This is a genomic window from Roseibium sp. RKSG952 (assembly GCF_009711355.1).
Genome location: NZ_SMMF01000919.1, coordinates 1 through 17,801, shown reverse-complemented (window position 1 = coordinate 17,801; position 17,801 = coordinate 1). Strand labels below are relative to the sequence as shown.

13 protein-coding genes are annotated in these 17,801 nt (G+C 52.0%); 5 read left to right on the top strand and 8 right to left on the bottom strand.

What is annotated here, in order from left to right; genetic code table 11:
• The first annotated feature begins 123 nt into the window (after positions 1 to 123).
• Positions 124 to 2,415, top strand: coding sequence for an ATP-binding protein (locus E1297_RS20860; protein WP_155141873.1), 2,292 nt, complete (start codon positions 124 to 126; stop codon positions 2,413 to 2,415).
• An 84-nt stretch (positions 2,416 to 2,499) separates the two neighbouring features.
• On the opposite strand, the gene E1297_RS20855 is transcribed toward E1297_RS20860, so the two are convergent.
• The 8 genes from E1297_RS20855 to E1297_RS20820 all read right to left on the bottom strand — a co-directional run bounded on the left by E1297_RS20855 (position 2,500) and on the right by E1297_RS20820 (position 11,788).
• Positions 2,500 to 3,741 (bottom strand): O-antigen ligase, encoded by a 1,242-nt coding sequence (locus E1297_RS20855; RefSeq protein WP_155141871.1) that lies wholly within the window; start codon positions 3,739 to 3,741, stop codon positions 2,500 to 2,502.
• A 77-nt stretch (positions 3,742 to 3,818) separates the two neighbouring features.
• Positions 3,819 to 5,273 carry a pectate lyase gene (locus tag E1297_RS20850; RefSeq protein WP_155141870.1) on the bottom strand — a complete coding sequence of 485 codons (1,455 nt, stop codon included), beginning with the start codon at positions 5,271 to 5,273 and terminating at the stop codon, positions 3,819 to 3,821.
• Between the two features lie 58 nt (positions 5,274 to 5,331).
• Positions 5,332 to 6,042: a class I SAM-dependent methyltransferase gene (locus tag E1297_RS20845; RefSeq protein ID WP_196223377.1), complete on the bottom strand. Its 711-nt coding sequence runs from the start codon at positions 6,040 to 6,042 to the stop codon at positions 5,332 to 5,334.
• A 204-nt stretch (positions 6,043 to 6,246) separates the two neighbouring features.
• Positions 6,247 to 6,951 carry an HAD family phosphatase gene (locus E1297_RS20840; protein ID WP_155141866.1) on the bottom strand — a complete coding sequence of 235 codons (705 nt, stop codon included), beginning with the start codon at positions 6,949 to 6,951 and terminating at the stop codon, positions 6,247 to 6,249.
• A 1-nt stretch (position 6,952) separates the two neighbouring features.
• Positions 6,953 to 7,348: a GtrA family protein gene (locus tag E1297_RS20835; RefSeq protein WP_155141864.1), complete on the bottom strand. Its 396-nt coding sequence runs from the start codon at positions 7,346 to 7,348 to the stop codon at positions 6,953 to 6,955.
• Positions 7,349 to 8,287, bottom strand: coding sequence for a UbiA prenyltransferase family protein (locus E1297_RS20830; RefSeq protein ID WP_155141862.1), 939 nt, complete (start codon positions 8,285 to 8,287; stop codon positions 7,349 to 7,351).
• A gap of 85 nt (positions 8,288 to 8,372) precedes the next feature.
• Complete coding sequence (locus E1297_RS20825) at positions 8,373 to 9,806, bottom strand: glycosyltransferase family 39 protein (RefSeq protein WP_155141860.1); 1,434 nt, start codon at positions 9,804 to 9,806, stop codon at positions 8,373 to 8,375.
• A gap of 140 nt (positions 9,807 to 9,946) precedes the next feature.
• On the bottom strand, positions 9,947 to 11,788 hold the full coding sequence (locus E1297_RS20820; protein ID WP_155141858.1) for a Wzz/FepE/Etk N-terminal domain-containing protein: 1,842 nt from the start codon (positions 11,786 to 11,788) through the stop codon (positions 9,947 to 9,949).
• A gap of 643 nt (positions 11,789 to 12,431) precedes the next feature.
• Here E1297_RS20820 and recA point away from each other — a divergent pair.
• The 4 genes from recA to E1297_RS20800 all read left to right on the top strand — a co-directional run bounded on the left by recA (position 12,432) and on the right by E1297_RS20800 (position 17,613).
• Entirely contained in the window at positions 12,432 to 13,496 is a 1,065-nt protein-coding gene (gene recA, locus E1297_RS20815; protein WP_155141856.1) for a recombinase RecA, read from the top strand.
• A gap of 153 nt (positions 13,497 to 13,649) precedes the next feature.
• Positions 13,650 to 16,322 (top strand): alanine--tRNA ligase, encoded by a 2,673-nt coding sequence (gene alaS / locus E1297_RS20810; RefSeq protein WP_155141854.1) that lies wholly within the window; start codon positions 13,650 to 13,652, stop codon positions 16,320 to 16,322.
• Between the two features lies 1 nt (position 16,323).
• Positions 16,324 to 16,611 carry a DUF1330 domain-containing protein gene (locus E1297_RS20805; protein ID WP_155141852.1) on the top strand — a complete coding sequence of 96 codons (288 nt, stop codon included), beginning with the start codon at positions 16,324 to 16,326 and terminating at the stop codon, positions 16,609 to 16,611.
• 378 nt (positions 16,612 to 16,989) lie between these two features.
• On the top strand, positions 16,990 to 17,613 hold the full coding sequence (locus E1297_RS20800; protein ID WP_155141850.1) for a transglutaminase-like cysteine peptidase: 624 nt from the start codon (positions 16,990 to 16,992) through the stop codon (positions 17,611 to 17,613).
• The last annotated feature ends 188 nt before the right edge of the window (positions 17,614 to 17,801 follow it).

The window sequence follows — 17,801 nt, the reverse complement described above, 5'->3', positions numbered from 1 at the left end:
ACTTGACGAGAGCGTAGATTCTACAACACAACCTATAGAAGATTGCGTCGCCGGCATCCCGTTAAGCGGCGGTTAACCAATTGTAGGTCGTTATCGGCGTGCAAATTCTGATTTAGGTTGTTGATGTCCGATACCGCTGCACCGTTTCCTGATCTGTCCGACCGTCATCTTCCCGATGTTACTCGCCTGGTCCCGATAACTGTGCTCGCCGTACTGATTTGCGCTCTTCCAGTCTTTGAAGTGCTTCCTGCCAATTGGAATCCGATAATTCTGATCATCGGTGTGTCTGTGTTGGTGGCAACGGCGGCCGTCACCCTAAAAGAGTGGATTGCAGTTCGCTCATCGCAGCAAGTCAAAGCACTCCTCGCAACCTTTGTTGAAAATGAGGATGAGCCTTGTTTCATCGCCGATGCTCAGGGCGACATTCTTGTGGCAAACAGGTCTGCAAAAAACAGGTTCAACGCTGTTGCTGGAACACGGCTGGATGTCTGTTTGAGATCCCTCTTCGCCAATCCATCCGCGATCCTGACGCGACTGCAATCTCTGGCTGAAGTGCAGGGAAAAACACGCGAAGACATCGTAACCAAGGGCCGCACAGTTCCGATGTCCGCGTACTCTCTTGGTGGTGGACTGATTTACTGGCACATCAGGATCGCTGAACAAGGTCAATGGGCAAGGATTTCATTGCCCGTACTTACTTTGGGGCGCAGCGATGTTATTCTGGATATGAATGTTGCAGCACGGGAACTGATCGGGTTTGCACCAGCAGCATTGGATGTGATTTTGTCCGAACCGCTTTCGGACAAGGCAAAAATCGCTCTAATTCAGACCCCAAACGGAGAAACACGCGTAATAGCTTCGGAAGTGCGCCGCTATGGATCGGGAAGGGATGTAATCCTGATCCCGTTTCAGCAGACGCTGGAAGGTCAGTATTCCACTCCGTTCGCTGATCTACCTGTTCCGGTGATGCGGCTGTCACCAACCGGAGAGATACTGGAGACCAATCGGCTTGCCGCAAAGCTGATTGGAGAGACAGGCTACGGTGAGACCAATATCGAAAGCATCATGTACGGTTTGGGCCATCCGGTTCGTGAATGGTTGGCACAGACCGCAACGCAAGACGTTGTACCAAGATCGGAATTTCTGCGGTTGAGTAGGAAGGACAAAGAAGTCTTCGTACAGGTCACACTTGCCCGTACGATTGCGGACGGGCAAGTGGGGCTTATAGCTGTCCTAAATGATGCCACTGAATTGAAAACGCTCGAGGCGCAATTCGTGCAAGGACAGAAAATGCAGGCGGTAGGGCAGCTTGCTGGCGGCGTTGCCCATGATTTCAACAACTTACTGACAGCGATATCAGGGCATTGTGATCTGTTGTTGTTGCGACACGATCAGAGTGACCCGAATTACGGTGATCTGGTTCAGATCAACCAAAACGCAAACAGAGCAGCCGCGCTGGTTAGCCAGTTACTTGCTTTTTCGCGCAAACAAACCCTGCGGCCTGAGGTGCTTGATCTACGGGATACGATTTCGGATCTAATCCATTTGTTGAACCGTCTGGTGGGGGAAAAGATCAGACTGACCCTCAGCCACGATCCAGTTCTCAAGCCAGTCCGAGCTGATAAACGACAGCTGGAACAGGTTTTGATGAATCTCGTCGTCAATGCCCGTGACGCAATGCCGGAAGGTGGGGAAATCCGAATTGAAACCGAAGTTTTGATCGTCAACCAGGCCATTGCCAGGGATCGTGCCACAGTACCGGTTGGTGAATATGTGACCGTTAAGGTCATCGACAGCGGTGTCGGCATACCTGCCGACAAGCTGCAAAAAGTATTCGAACCGTTCTACACTACAAAAAGGACCGGAGAGGGCACGGGTCTGGGCTTGTCGACCGCCTACGGTATCGTGAAACAGACCGGCGGTTTCATTTTTGTTGACAGTATCGCAGGCAAAGGAACGGAATTTACCGTGTTCCTGCCGGTTTGTGCAGCGAGAGAAAGCACCGAAATGAGCGAGCAGAACACTCCGGATGTTCATTCATCGCGTCAGGGCGAAGGGGTGGTTCTTTTGGTCGAGGACGAAGCGCCGGTGCGTGCCTTTGCCACGCGGGCGTTACGCCTCAAGGGTTTCACTGTGCTTGAGGCGGAATCCGCAGAAGATGCGTTGAAGTTGCTGGAAGATTCCGAGTTGAACGTGGATGTGTTTGTTACTGATGTTGTAATGCCGGGCATGGACGGGCCGACTTGGGTCAAAAAGGCGATGGAAACACGACCCGATGTCCGAGTGGTGTTCATGTCTGGATACACTGAAGGTGCATTTGGTGACTCAGGGCCCGAGCTTCCCAATTCGACATTTCTGCCCAAACCGTTTTCCCTTAACCAATTGACCGAAGCGGTGCTTCAGCAACTCAGCTAGTTGGGCCTGAATGTGGGGCGGGTCAGGTGGACCATTCCGGGCAGTATTGTGCTCAGAAGTGCGAAATATCAGTGAGGGGCTCAGTCATTGTCGGCTATGCGCCATTCTGTGGACTGAAAGTAGACCTATCGACACAATCCAAGGGACCAGAATCCCTCTCTGATAGACATGAGTGAAGTTCATTGCCAGTGCCGCAAATGTCAGAGTTATCGTGATTACTGTGGCACGGCCCAGTGCTTTGTGTGGCGTATCTGACTTTACCAGCAAAGCGGAGACTATCGCGGCCAGAAAGATCAACGCCAGGCCGAACAAGGCCATCAAACTACCTTCGTTTGCGAGCAGAAGGTACAGGTTATGCACGGAAATATTATCAGCGCTGACCTCGCGATATCGACCACCGCCCATGCCTATTAACATATAGTCCGGGAGAAGCCGCCATGCTTCGACCATGAGGTCTGCACGGTCATCGAATGTACCTGCTTCCTGCAGATCACCTTCTAAGATTGGTGTCAGCACTCTTCTCCTGAAAGTAGGGGGAAGAATGAGTTCAGCCCATCGTAAACCGATTGCAACAATGCAAGTGATAGCTGTCGTCCATATCAGGAAGACTTTGAATTTACCTAGTAATAGCAAATAGATAAGGGCGCAGATGAAGGCGCCCGCAAGGCTGGAGTTCGAGCTTGTGAAGATCAATGTTATGAACGTCAGTGCGAAGCAGCCCAGAAAAACAGCCGGTCGGAACGCTCGTGCGAGGCCCAGATACCACAGAATTGGGAACCACAAAACAATAAGGCCAGCCAAGCCGTTGGGGTTGTCCACAAGCCCTGTAACCCGTCTGTTTCCACTTACCAATATGAATTGCCGACCTTCCTTGGTTGAATATCCGACGGCATAGGCGATCATGCCGATCAGACAATTGAGCCCAATTGAGACGACTCCGACCTTTGCCAGCAATACAGCCTCTTTATAGGGGCGGCCTAGTATCGCCAGCGGAAGCAAAACCAGTGAAAAGAAATACTGTACGATTACAACAAAGGCATTCTCAGGATTGCCGTGGGCAATGCCTCCGATCAGCAACCCCGCAACGACCATACCAACACCCAGCATCCACATTGAGGTAGCCGAATGGATAGGGAATTTGGGAATGCTGCGCGTACACCGCAACATCAGAGATACGGTCAAAAAGAAATCACTGGCGGTGAAGAGGATGAATGGAGCGCGAAATGAGATGAAAGTGCTAAACAAAACCCCCAGAACGGCGCAAAAAAGCTCAGCTTGTTCAAGCGACGTTTTGGGCCGGTTAAGACTAAGTGCTCCTTTCGTCATCTCTTCTACTCTCAATCATAAACAGGCGGCATCTCGTTCACGGAACACTAACAAATTTACCGTGATTGACCCGTTACTTACATTCCTACACCGTCGCCGGCCAATTCATGAAGAAACTCTTCCAGATTTGTCCAACCGTCACCATCGCGATCGAGTGCTCCGTCACTTTGATCTTCGGGGTTCAGTCCCTTGTCCCGCTCCCAGTCATCAGCGATGCCGTCCTGATCTAGATCGTCATATGGCACGGTGCTGATCAGCTCGGGCCATCCGCCTACTTTTTCAGGATTTCTTTTGAGTATGCGACCGGAACGCGCCCGAACTTCATCGAGAACGCGTTCGTCAACACTGTCTCTCTCAGGGCGTGTCGCTCCCGCGTTTTGCAAGACTGTTTCGTACACAGATGACGCCGGATCAGCTTCGACTAACGGTGTTACGACTGGTGTATCGACCACGTATTCTCGATGTTCTGGAGCCAGAACAAGCTCTTCGGGCAGGCTACTGTCCGCGCGATTGTCTTCGTCGATGTTGTCTTTCAGAAACAGCCGGTAACCGTGTTCGCCACCGTCGAATAGATGCACCAGCTGGTCTGAAGCTATGTTCTTGCCCGTGAGCTTCAGGTTTCCGATAATATTTGCCGCCACTTCAACCCAGTGATTGTCGAGTGCGACCACGTATTGCCATCGCGGCGAGTACATCAGGTTGTTCACGATCTCGATGGTCGTTCCCGGTTCCTGCGGTGAAATCTGTGGGTTTCTGAAAATGCTATGAGAAAACAGGTTGTGATGAACGCTGAAGTTGCCACCTTTGGTCAGAAGCATGTTGCGAGCGCGATTGCTTTTGCCGGGACCACCACTCAATAACGGTTCGCTGAAGATGCTCCATTGTACAGTCAGCCGTTCGGCAAACTCGGAGTCCATCGTTTCGTCGCTGCCCCAGCTGGCCGAAATATGGTCGAAGATGATGTCGCGGCTTGCTCGGGTATATACTCCGATTGCACCCGAGCAGCATGATTTTACTTCATGGGGGCCGGGACGAATACGCACATGCCGGACAATTACGTCATGGGTGTGGATTTCCAACGAAGGGCGCAATTGAAGGGGGCCATTGCGAATTGCGATGCCACCGCCGGGAGCAGTTTCACCTGCTATTGTCAGGTACGGATTTACAGCAACCAGTGACTGTCTTTCTAAAACAATGGTTCCGCTGACCCTGAAGATACAGGTTCTTGGTCCGCGATCCTGAATACAATCCCGCAAAGATCCCGGGCCAAACTCATCTGTATTCGTTACATAGATAGCTCGGCCACCACGACCCCCTTTGGCGGCTGCGCCGTGTCCTTCGGCAGTAGGAAATGCCCGTTGTTGACCATCCGGAAGCTGGGGTGGGAAGGTTTTTTGTCCGACATTATCCTCGGCGAGAGCTAAGTTGGCCGGGGTGTAAAGCAGAATGAGAAGCAAACCACGAAAGAGAAGCCCAGACCGTTCCTGCGAACACGGGCGCGGGTTTCTAAGGAACCGAAATGAACTATACATGAGCGCGACATCCCATCAGACTGAAAATGTTAGTGACTGAACACTTGAGCATGCAAGCTCAGTCTTTTGAAATTTTCTGCGCTCCGACGATCATTGAATCTCGAAGATTTAACGGGACAACGAGCTGACCGATAAAGTCAGGGAACTTGAAACGCATCCATTTCGGAAAATAGCTAAGCGTTCTTTCCACCAAGTAGTTGATCGGAAAGTACCAGGTCGGTCGACGGAATTCTGTCTGTCTTAGGTTCGCTCTCTCGAGCGCAAAGTTAAGAGTTTTGGGATCAAAATAGCCGATATGCGCGACACGGTAATGCCACCACCGGCGTCCCATCAGCCTTGCGACCAATGATAGGCGGTCGGGCGTAACAACGATCAAAGTACCATTCTCGGACAACAACTCTGCAGCCGTCGCTATGAGGCCTACCGGATCGGGGACGTGTTCGATCACGTCCACGATGGTAATGAGATCAAATTTCCCCGAGATTTCAGGATGTGGAAGTACGCCCTTCAGAACAGGAATGCCAAGGTCATTTGCTGTTTCCTGCAGGCTCTGCGATGGCTCAACACCAATCGCATCAAATCCCATTTCAAGAGCCTCTTCGACAAGAATACCTGAACCGGCACCCACATCGAGCAAGCGCAGTGGTTTGCTTGCGGTCGGTTGCGGCAAGCATTTCAAAAGCGCACGTTCCTGCAACGCGCGTTGTTCGCGCGTTTCTTCATATCCGGGATCGTCCATGTCTTCATAAAACTGAAGAACATCCATCATGTCGGTGCACTGATGGAACCCGCAATTGGAGCAGCGATCTATAGATGCTGTAACTCCATAGTCTGAATTGGAGATCTTAAAATTATCCTTTGATATATCTTGGGGAAGACTACTTTCGCGCACCGTTACCAACGTGTGCTGTCCGCATAACCAACAGGTAGCAGACGATCCGAGTTCTAAACTTTGAGCAACATCAACCATTTCTTAACCAATCACATTCCAATCAACTACTTCTAAATCGGCTTCGGACGCCAGCTTCATCAGGCGATCATTCGGATTAACAGCAACACCGTGCCTGGCGGATTCAAGTAATGAAAAATCCGAATGGTGGTCGCTGTAGGCCACATCAATATCGGAACGACCTGCAGACTCTGCCCAATTCTGTACCGCTCGCGTCTTGTTCGAACCATAAAGGTTTTGTGAGGCCAGATCGCCGGTCAGTTTACTTCCGTTCCACTGTGCCTGTGTGCAAAGCACGTCTACCTTATCAATGCCCAGTCTCTCGGCAATTGCGAGGGCGTAGATATCAATGCTCGCCGTTGCGATGGCTATCCGATCACCGCGATTTTTGTGTCTCTCCAACACCGGAATAGCGCCGGGTCTGAGCTTTTTCGAGATCACACGTCCGGCGACGTCGTCACCAAGCTGTTCAACGAATTCACGTTCACATCCGCCACAGATAGCACGCAGAAAAACTCTCTTGAGCCACGTGTTGTTCCGGAGACCCATCTTATGCATCGCGACGGCAAAGGGCAGGGGAATGCAATAGACCAGGCGCCAGGGTCTTTTGCGCAGAACGCTCAGTAGAAAGTATACGTATGTGTCATTTGTTGTAATCGTCTGGTCGAGGTCAAAGACAACCAGATCAGGCGCTGTAGCTGGAACAGAGGATAGATGCGCAGAAGTCATGTTAGCGTCTCCGCGCGAATGTGATGTTCTTGTTGACAAAAAAATTCAGCAAGAAAATGACCGCGGTTACGATTATCTGAGTCAAGATATAGTTCGGCTGCAGAATTTTCCACAACCCGGCAAATAAAATGGCATTCAACACAGCCGATATCATCGTAACGCTGGTGTAGGTCAAAAACTGAAGGCCGACTCTGGCCGACGATCGAAACACTATCTTTCGCTGAAATATATAGTTCACAGGTATTGCGCAAAAGAAGCCAATCACGCTGGCCACCACCGCATTTATCTCGGTGAACATGATCAGCAGGGACATAACGACCAGATGTACACCCAGCGCTATGAGCCCGCCGATAAAGTTCAGTGGAAGCAAAATGAACGTTGGCCTCTGACGCGTCATTCAAGTGCCTACAGCTTTGATTTCCAGCATCTCTTCAAGGAAGGGCAGTTTTATCTGCAAAAGGACGAACATAACGACAACCAGTATCAGAACCTGAGCAACCAATCCCTTTTGTTTATACAGGTTCTCGGGCGCTTGTGCGATGGAGTCCTTCGCGAGCCCAACAAACAGGTAACGCCCGAACAGCATAGCCACGAAAGGTAGCGATAGAAGCAATTCTACCTTGTACTTCGTCAGGAACACTCCGAGAAATGCAGTCGAGAGGATCGCATAGACTACTGCGGAAACTAGCAGCTTTGATTCATCATAGTTCTTGAAGGATGCACGATAGAGCGCTGCGCGACTGGGGTCATCGATTGTTCGATACTCGGCAAAACGCTTGATCGCCATAAGATATGCACCGCCAAACCAATATGAGATCAAGACGCTGGACGGGGCCACGATTGGCGGGACGAGAATGTACCATCCGGCAAAGAACCGGATTGGGTTGTTGATCGCCTCACTCAGTACATCAAGATATGCCCGGTCTTTGGATCGAATAGGTTTGACGTTGTAAATGACCCCCATGATCAAAAGGGCGAGGGCCGTCAGAAAGAAGGGGAAATTGATTGAGTAAGCCAGAACAAGCCCTACGACGCTCAGACCGGCCCATTGCAAAAACACGATGCGCCCGTCCACATCTGTTACAACAGAGGCTCTTTCTTTCTTAAGTGGATGATGGCGATCAAACTCACGGTCCAGCCATTCATTGATCGTGTAGTTGGCAGACGCGATCAAGCATATCGAAAATATGCCGATCAGCAGATTTACAAGAATACCCGCGTCGACCTGCGCTCCCATGATCCATGCAAGTATCGCGCCCGGGAGGATAAATATGTTTTTGAACCAATGGTCTATTCGCGCAAGCGAGACATAGTCCCGAAAACCAGCTTTTTTCATACCTCAACTCTTTCACTTTTTACCACAGGTGCCATCTGAAACAGACTTCTCGACAGAGACAGACACATGCAATTTACAAATAGTTCTAACTGCTCAATCCAGGATCAGGTTCCGCAGCCTGCCGCCCCGACACCTTCAGCTCTAAAATCAAAACAACACCAGCGCACATGACGACAGCGACGATAGGCCAAAGAACCGCGAGATAGCGAACCGCAGCGATCGATACTATTGAAGACAATAACAGCAATCCGTGCAGCAAAAGAACAGCTAAGCCTGCACAGGTTAGCATTCGCCGTCCATTCCAGTTTTTTCCGAAACAAAGCACCGACAGCACAAGTATTGTTACGGAAATCACCCAGCCGATCGCCAGTACGATGTGAATTGCTGTTGCGTAGGGTGGCGTATAGACATCTCTGTTAAAGCGGCCAGAGGCATTGTCCATGGGTAGCGGCGAGTTGACTGCAATGTAGTCGTCGATCTCTTCTTGTGAAATCGCGTAGTAGAATGGTTGCCAGTGCGCGATGTAGTGCTTGAGCGGTAGAGACAAGAAGCCAGAAATGTTCCGCTTAAGCCTTTCCGCCCCAATTTCGCCCATCAACTGGCGCTGAGGTCGACCGGCTTGTTCGGCCAAGGCAGCCAGTTCGTCTTTCTTGTACCTGAACAGCATGTCAGCCTCGTATCCATGCAGGATAAAAAACGAGATGTGGCCTGGTGGAGCTTTAGCGATAGCCTCTCTCGCTGCCTGTGCTTCGCCGTATTCAAGGAAGTTCCAGATCTCGGTCCGCGGATCTTCGACAGGATAGGGGCTTTGGCCCGCCGAAATGACACCACTTTTGGAAAACAGCACGTTTCCAAGAACACTTTCACGCTCGGCATCCTGATAGAGAGCATAAGCGAACTTTTCAGCTGCCAGTACGAGAACCACGCTGGCAACTGAAACTACAGCGGCTTTCCAGATTTTTTTGTGGTTCAGAAATCCGCTGGCAATCAAAGTCACAACCAGTGCTGGCAAAGCAGCATATCCAACGGGGCGGCTGATAACCATCAGGCCAGCAGACAGGCCCAGCAACGCGCAAGACTTCCAGTCCAATTTATAGCACAAGCGTATGACGGCCGCTAAAAACAGGCAGAGTGAGCTCTGGAATAGGGACTCCGTTAAGATGCTGTTATTAAAATAGTAAGTCATCGGGTTGACGATGAGTAACAGGATCAGGACCAAGCCCAAATTTGGCTTTCCTGAGAACTTTGCAAATGTGACCGCAAGCACAGCTGCAGCAATCGAAAACAACCAAGTCTGAGCAATCACCGCGGCGCGAAGCGGATGCGCCAGAGACTCAAACATGTCGAGGAACGCTGGATAGACGACACCTCGATAAGCTTCTGCATTAATGTAGCCTATTGAGTCCTTTGACAAAAACACATCCGACAGCTGAAAGACGGACTGAATGACCGCAGCGCCGAGAGCGATAACAACAATGAGTAGTCCTTGTCGAAGCTGGGGTTCAGCTTTGCGTTCCATCAATTGACACTCCGAATACTGATACTGATCACCAATGGTTTTACAAATCGCGTGAGAAATTGTGGTTTGCGGTCTCACGAGCCGCTGGGTTTCCAGTGATCCTGGGCCGGACAGCCACAAGATCACTCGTTGAAGGTGGATTAGTAGTCGTCGTAGCTCCCGTAGTATCCATCGTAACCGATCCAACGGAATTTCTTGGGGTCCACGTCATTTAGAATTGTCCCCAAAACGTTGAAACCGGCGAGAGAAAGGCGTCGAGCGACGGTCCCAAAGGCGTCTTGTCTGGTTTTTCCCCAACGCGCGACCAGCAATACCGCATCTACCAATGCATCATTGCGATAAACCTCATCCAAAATCAGCGCCGGAGGAGTATCGATCACAATCAGGTCGTACCTTGCAGTGAGCGCATCTCGAAGCTTTCTCAGTTTGTTGTCGGCAGCATCTGTGAGTTCGCGGGTGGGAGACTCGACAGTAATCAGGTCCAGAGTACCCGCTGCTTGAGCCGCGATCGGCACCGGTTGCACAATCAGGTTGTCACCGTAGATGTCAGATCGCTGCACGTCATCAGGGTTTGAAAACAGCAGTTTGGTAGACCCTCGTCGATGTGTGTCGAGATCGATCAGCAGCGTGTCCATACCATCGGCTGCAGCAGACGCAGCAAGCACCGAACTGACGAGGGATTTCCCCTCGTTCGGGAGGCCGGAAGTAATCAGGATGATCTTCGCATCCTGAAATTTGATACAGTTAGTCAACACGCCGCGGGCGGCCTCGGCCAGAGGGGATCGCGGGTTGTTCAGCAGATCCTCGATTACGTGCTCAGAGTTGGCATCTGAGCTAATTTGCTTGGTGAAGTAGCCAAGATTTCGCAGCCCGGTAGCTTTGAGTATCTGCTGTTCATTTCTGATGGTTCGATCCAAACCTTCCCGAACCAAGGCGACAATAAAGCCCAGAATAATCGACATCATGCCAGCCAGTAGCGATGCGAGTACCCGGTTAGGCGCATAAGGTGAAATGGGAACACGCGCGACTGAGACCTGCACAGTACCTTCCTCAACCTGTCCGATGCGTGTCTCAAGCAGATTCAGGTTGTCTATTGCCGTCTGAAACCTCGAACGCAGAAGTTCGATCTCACGCTCTTTGCGGAGGAGAGAAAGTTCCGAGCGTGTGCGCACTTGCAGTTTTTCTTCAGCTTCCGCGACGCGTGCCCGCAGAATCTGTTCTTCTTCTACCGAAATTCCCTGTTCGATACCGGCAGATAGAATCGCTTTCTCCCGCTCCACGTTGCTTCTGAGACGCACCATGACCTGGTCGTCGTCCAAACTGTCGTTGCGTATGAACTCGGCGAGTTCTGCTTCAGCTTGAGTGAGCTCTTCGCCAAGTAGTCCGACGCGCCGCTTCAGGTCAGAAATGAACTTTTCCAAACGAGCGACGCGTCCACTCAACTCGTTCTCAATATAGACGGAAATGACAGTGTTCGCCAAACTTGCGGCCAGTACCGGATCGGTCGAACGTCCTTCAACGGTAACTGCGTGGCTCTCTCCGGCACGGGATACGCTGTAGGAGCTAAGGACCTTGTCGATTACGGCTTCGCGGTGGATCTCTTTCGGGATCGGAAGGCCCGTACTTTTGCTGATGTTGTTAACGAAGCTGCTGTTGTCAAATAAGCTTAGTTGCTCGGCGACCTGCTCCGCGAAGTCTCTGGAACGAAGCTTGGCCAGTTCTGTTTCGACGCTTGCGCGGCCAAATTCAAAGGTCTCCATACGGCCGGTCGCTTCACTGAAACGTGTCTCTGATACGGCCAGCACCATCTGTGCTTTGGTTTGATATCGATCCGGGATCGACGACATGTAAATGGCTGTAAGCGCAACGGTGACAACAACCAATATTGCGATGGCCTTCAGGTTACGACGCAGAAGTAGCCAGATATTTATGAAGTCGCCGGTCTCATCCTGACTGCCGACAACGCCATTCGAAGAATGCACGATAGTACTCCAACCTTAATAACCCGATCATTACGACGCTAAATGGGTATCAGAATCCAGTAAAATATAGTGACGATGTTTTATCCTCACTTTCTTTAACGCGGTAGATTATTTCCCAATGAAGCCGCAGTTTTATACCTCCATCATAAGTGTCGAGGACTGAAAGTATGCGAATTTGATCACTATTGTTCGGTTTGAATGGCCAAGGGCCAAATTTTTCGGATGCGTATCTGCATAGTGGCTGTATCGAAAATAGGGGGTGTTTTGAGGTAATGTTTCCCATGGGTGAACAATGAGTGGCGTTCAAACGTTGTCCGATATCCAGTTCATGGGGTCGCTTATGTGGTGTCTGAGATTTTGTGTTGGCAGAACCCGCGGTAAATCCAAGTGATCACTCTGCGTCTTTGCTGACAGGGGCATTGCTCTGAAAATTAGCTCTTAATTCTTAAGCCTTACCCTCTGCGCTAGCCGTGAAATCAAGGGAAACGTGGCTGTAAACGACTCCTTAACTCCTTTGAAGAACAGTGGCTCCATAAAGTTTTTATTGAAATGTTCACTTTTTGGTCCCATAAGGAACAAGAGGCGAACAAAGCAGCGATTGCCGCCCGATCAAGGGTGTGACAAAAGAGAAGGCGACAGGACAATGGCGGATCTTCTGACGATGAGCGATAAGAAAAACGCAGACAAGCAAAAGGCGCTCGACAGCGCGCTGGCACAGATTGAACGACAGTTTGGAAAAGGCTCGATCATGAAGCTTGGCGAAGATGCCAAGCAAGATATCGACGCGAGCTCGACCGGTTCACTGGGGCTGGACATTGCGCTGGGTATCGGCGGTTTGCCGATGGGTCGAATTGTTGAAATTTACGGGCCGGAAAGCTCGGGTAAGACGACGCTGACGCTGCATTGTATTGCTGAGCAGCAAAAGCGCGGTGGGGTCTGTGCCTTCGTGGATGCGGAGCATGCACTAGACCCTCAATATGCCCGTAAGTTGGGTGTCGATCTGGATGAACTTCTGATTTCTCAGCCCGATACCGGCGAACAGGCACTGGAAATTACTGATACGCTGGTGCGTTCGGGCGCGGTCAACATGGTCGTGGTCGACTCGGTCGCGGCTCTGACACCCAAGTCCGAACTCGAAGGCGACATGGGCGACAGTAATGTGGGCGTTCAGGCCCGCTTGATGAGCCAGGCGATGCGTAAGCTGACCGGCTCGATCAGCCGCTCAAACTGTATGGTGATCTTCATCAACCAAATTCGGATGAAGATCGGCGTGATGTTCGGCAGCCCGGAGACGACGACCGGTGGTAATGCTCTGAAGTTCTACAGCTCGGTTCGTCTGGACATTCGCCGAATTGGCGCGATCAAGGATCGCGATGAGGTTGTTGGCAACCAGACCCGAGTGAAGGTCGTTAAAAACAAGGTTGCACCGCCGTTCAAACAAGTTGAATTCGACATCATGTACGGCGAAGGCATCTCGAAAATGGGCGAACTGCTGGATCTTGGCGTAAAAGCAGGTGTGGTCGAAAAGTCGGGTTCGTGGTTCAGTTATGGCGATGAACGGATCGGGCAGGGGCGTGAGAACGCCAAGCAATACCTGCGCGACAACAGCCGCGCTGCGCTAGAGATCGAGGATAAGATTCGTGCCGCGCACGGGCTTGATTTCGACATGCCCCCGAACGCTGAGGAAGATGATATCCTGGAGGCCTAACTGTCCTTTTGGGGACGTTAGAACCACTGCAATTTGCTCAAGGCGGTCCAATTGGGCCGCCTTGTTTCGTTAGTGGTCCCAATGCTGTGGACTATCCGGGGGGACGGGGATAAACCTTCGCAGAACAATTTGAATGCGCGCTGAGAGAGCCTTATGCCAACGCTGAACGATATCCGCTCAACCTTTCTGAACTACTTTGCCAAGCAAGGGCACGAAGTGGTCGCGTCCAGCCCGCTTGTGCCGCGCAACGACCCGACCCTGATGTTCGTCAACTCAGGCATGGTGCAGTTCAAGAACCTGTTCACTGGTGTCGAGACACGCGACTATCAGCGTGCCACGACGGCGCAAAAATGTGTGCGTGCAGGCGGCAAGCACAATGACCTGGACAATGTAGGTTATACGGCTCGTCACCACACCTTCTTTGAAATGCTCGGCAACTTCTCGTTCGGTGATTACTTCAAGCCCGAGGCGATCCCATTTGCCTGGGAGTTGATCACCAAGGAATTCGGCATCGACAAGAACCGACTGCTGACCACTGTGTATCATACTGACGACGAAGCGTTCGAAATCTGGAAAAAGGTCGGTGTTCCCAAGGACAGGATCATTCGTATCTCTACCAGCGATAACTTCTGGCAGATGGGGCCAACCGGGCCTTGCGGACCATGCACCGAGATTTTCTATGACCACGGCGACCACATCTGGGGTGGCCCTCCGGGTTCGGCCGAAGAAGACGGTGACCGCTTCATCGAGATATGGAATATCGTTTTCATGCAGAACGAGCAGTTCGAAGACGGCTCGATGGTGGAACTCGACATGCAGTCGATCGATACCGGTATGGGGCTCGAGCGGATCGGTGCCTTGCTTCAGGGGAGCCACGACAACTACGACACCGATCTGTTCAAGACACTGATCGAGGCTTCGGCAGATGTCACTAATGTCGATCCCTATGGGGATCAGAACGTGCACCATCGTGTGATTGCAGACCACCTGCGGTCGACATCTTTCCTGATTGCTGATGGGGTCATGCCTTCGAATGACGGGCGTGGCTATGTTCTGCGTCGGATCATGCGCCGTGCCATGCGCCACGCACATCTGCTGGGTGCAAAGGATCCGGTGATGTATCAGTTGGTGCCAACCTTGGTGCAGTTGATGGGTGCGCAATACTCGGAACTCGGCCAGGCGCAGGCTTTGATCGAAGAGACGTTGCTGCTGGAAGAAACCCGCTTTAAGCAGACCCTTGATCGCGGTCTGAAACTGCTGGACGACGAAGTTTCCGGTTTGTCGGAAGGCGAGGCGCTGCCCGGGGATGCTGCATTCAAACTATATGACACGTACGGATTTCCGCTGGACCTGACACAGGATGCCTTGCGCGAAAAGGGTCGCACCGTCGATACAGATGGCTTTGATGCTGCGATGGCCGAACAAAAGGCCAAGGCTCGTGCGGCATGGGCCGGTTCGGGTGAATCCGCAGATCAGGCCGTCTGGTTCGATATTCTGGATACGGCAGGCGCAACAGACTTCCTTGGCTACGACACCGAAAAAGCCGAAGGGCAGGTGGCTGCGCTGGTCGTTGATGGTGCGCTGGTCGACAAAATCGAAAAGGGTGGCAGCGGTTGGCTGATTGTCAATCAGACGCCATTCTATGGGGAAGCGGGTGGTCAGATCGGCGACACCGGTGAAATTCGTCGCCTGGAGGATCGCAATGATATCGCCCGCGTCGATGACACCAGAAAATTTGCAGATGGCAAGGTCTACGCGCATAAAATCACTGTTGATCACGGCACCATCGGTAAGGGTGATGCAGTGGAACTTGAGGTCGATCATACACGCCGGACCGCCATTCGGGCAAACCACTCGGCCACACACTTGCTGCATGAGGCGTTGAGGGAGACATTGGGAGATCATGTAGCACAGCGTGGTTCGCTGAATGCCGCGGATCGTCTACGATTTGACTTCAGCCATTCCAAGGCATTGACGCTTGAAGAAGTCAAAAAGGTTGAGCGGGAGGTGAATGACTTCATTCGCCAAAACTCAACTGTTGAAACACGTATTATGACTCCGGACGATGCGCGCGAACTCGGTGCTCAGGCCCTGTTTGGCGAAAAGTACGGCGATGAAGTTCGCGTTGTGTCAATGGGCAAGGCGCCTACGGGCAAAGGGCATGATGGCGAGACCTGGTCGATCGAATTGTGTGGCGGAACGCATGTTCGCCAGACGGGCGATATCGGCACTTTCGTTGTGCTTGGTGACAGTGCCAGCAGTGCAGGTGTGCGCCGGATCGAAGCCCTGACCGGTGACGAAGCGTTCAAATATCTGTCCGCTCAGGATCAACGCGTTGCTCAGGTTGCGCTGGAGCTTAAAGCACAGCCCGATGATGTCGTCGGACGCGTGAAGTCCCTTCTGGAGGAACGTAAGGCGCTGCAAAACGAAGTTGCGCAGCTGCGCCGTGACCTTGCTATGGCCGGTGGACCTGGTTCTGGTGGCAATAGTGAAGCCCGGGATGTGAATGGCGTAAAGTTCCTTGCGCAGGCATTGAGCGGTGTTTCCGGCAAGGATCTGCCCGCACTAATCGATGAACACAAAGCGCGTTTGGGTTCGGGGGCAGTGCTGCTGATCGCCGACGCGGGTGGCAAAGCAGCGGTGGCTGCGGGTGTGACCCCAGATCTGACCGACACGGTTTCCGCAGTTGATCTGGTCAAGGCAGCCGTAGCTGAATTGGGTGGCAAGGGCGGCGGTGGTCGCCCCGATATGGCACAGGGCGGTGGCAAAGATGCATCCAATTCCGATGCAGCGATCAAAGCCGCAGAACAGGTATTGGGAGGATAAATTGGCAGCACTCTGGATCGCACATGTCACGGTGACTGACACCGAGGCCTATGGAAAATACGCAGAGCTGGCTGGTCCGGCGATCGCGAAACACGGTGGTGAATTCATCGCGCGCGCAGCCCGCTATGTTCAGTTGGAAGGAAAAGAGCGACCTCGAAATGTTGTCGCTCGTTTCCCGTCGGTTGACGCAGCTGTGGATTGCTACCACTCACCTGAATACCAGAAAGCGCTGGATCACGCTCGCGGGGCAAGTGAACGTGAACTGGTTGTTGTAGAGATCACTGAATGAGAATCACCTCGGTTTGTACAGTCGAATCCGAGTAAAAACATTGAGCCGTCAAGATTGTGGAGGCATCTGCCACTTAATTGACGTATAGAGCCACCCTTGCCATGCACAGGGTGGTTCTTAAGTTGAAAAATATACTTTTAATCAAATGCTTGTAGGACGCATTACCTCTGATTGAGCGGTCGCTCTATCACAGATTGTGTCCTTTGATGCCACTTTCTTGAGCAGAAATGGCCATATTGAGTGACGAATTTCCGCCGCTTTTGCCTCCCAACCTGAGCTAAGATTGCACTGGCCTAGCTGTTTACGGATAAGCTCCCGAAACTGATAATGGTCTTGGCCTTCTGCAATCAATCGTTGGTCATGGATTGAGGAACAGGCATGAAATCGTTCGGCATCAAGTTTGACGCTTTAGTTGTGCGCGCTGCTGCGGGTTCAGCCCGGACCATTGGGCTTGTTGCGCTGGTTTGTGGATCGGTCGTCGCAGGAACAAACGCGAACGCGGCAGAAACTGCCTTTATTCCAAGCGTGGCAGCGTCACCGCCACCGGCCGGGGCTCAGCAACTTTGCCGGCAATACACTTGGGCTTGTGCAAAAAAGGCTGCGATTTCGCTTCCCAGTCATCAGGAATTGCGTCTGGTCAAACAAATCAACCGGCAGGTCAACGCTTCGACACGTTCGGTGAGTGATCAATCGCAGTACAAAACGCGTGAACGCTGGGCGCTTCCAACATCTCTGGGCGGAGATTGCGAGGACTTCGCACTGCTTAAAAAGAGAGATTTGATCAGGGCAGGTATAGATCCCAGTAAACTGCTTATCGCTACCGTACTGGATACGCGTCGGAACGCTCATGCAGTTTTGGTTTATCGTTCTGGCCAGGGTGATCTTGTCTTAGATAACCTGACCAATAAGATTAAACCCTGGTCTGCGACACAATATCTGTTCCTGCGTATGCAGGATCCCAAGCAGCCGCGTAGATGGGTTGGCGTATACGGAAGAAGCTGAGTTCAAACAGCTTATCGAATTCTGGTTTCGAGAAACCGACATAGGAAAGGGCGCGTGTAATCGCGCCCTTTGATCGTTCTGCAGCCTAATCAGTCGAGGCCAGCGCCGCCTTGACCACCGGTTGTGCCGCCATCGCCGGACCCACCACCGTCACCGGAGCCGCCGCCATCGCCGCCACCACCGTCACC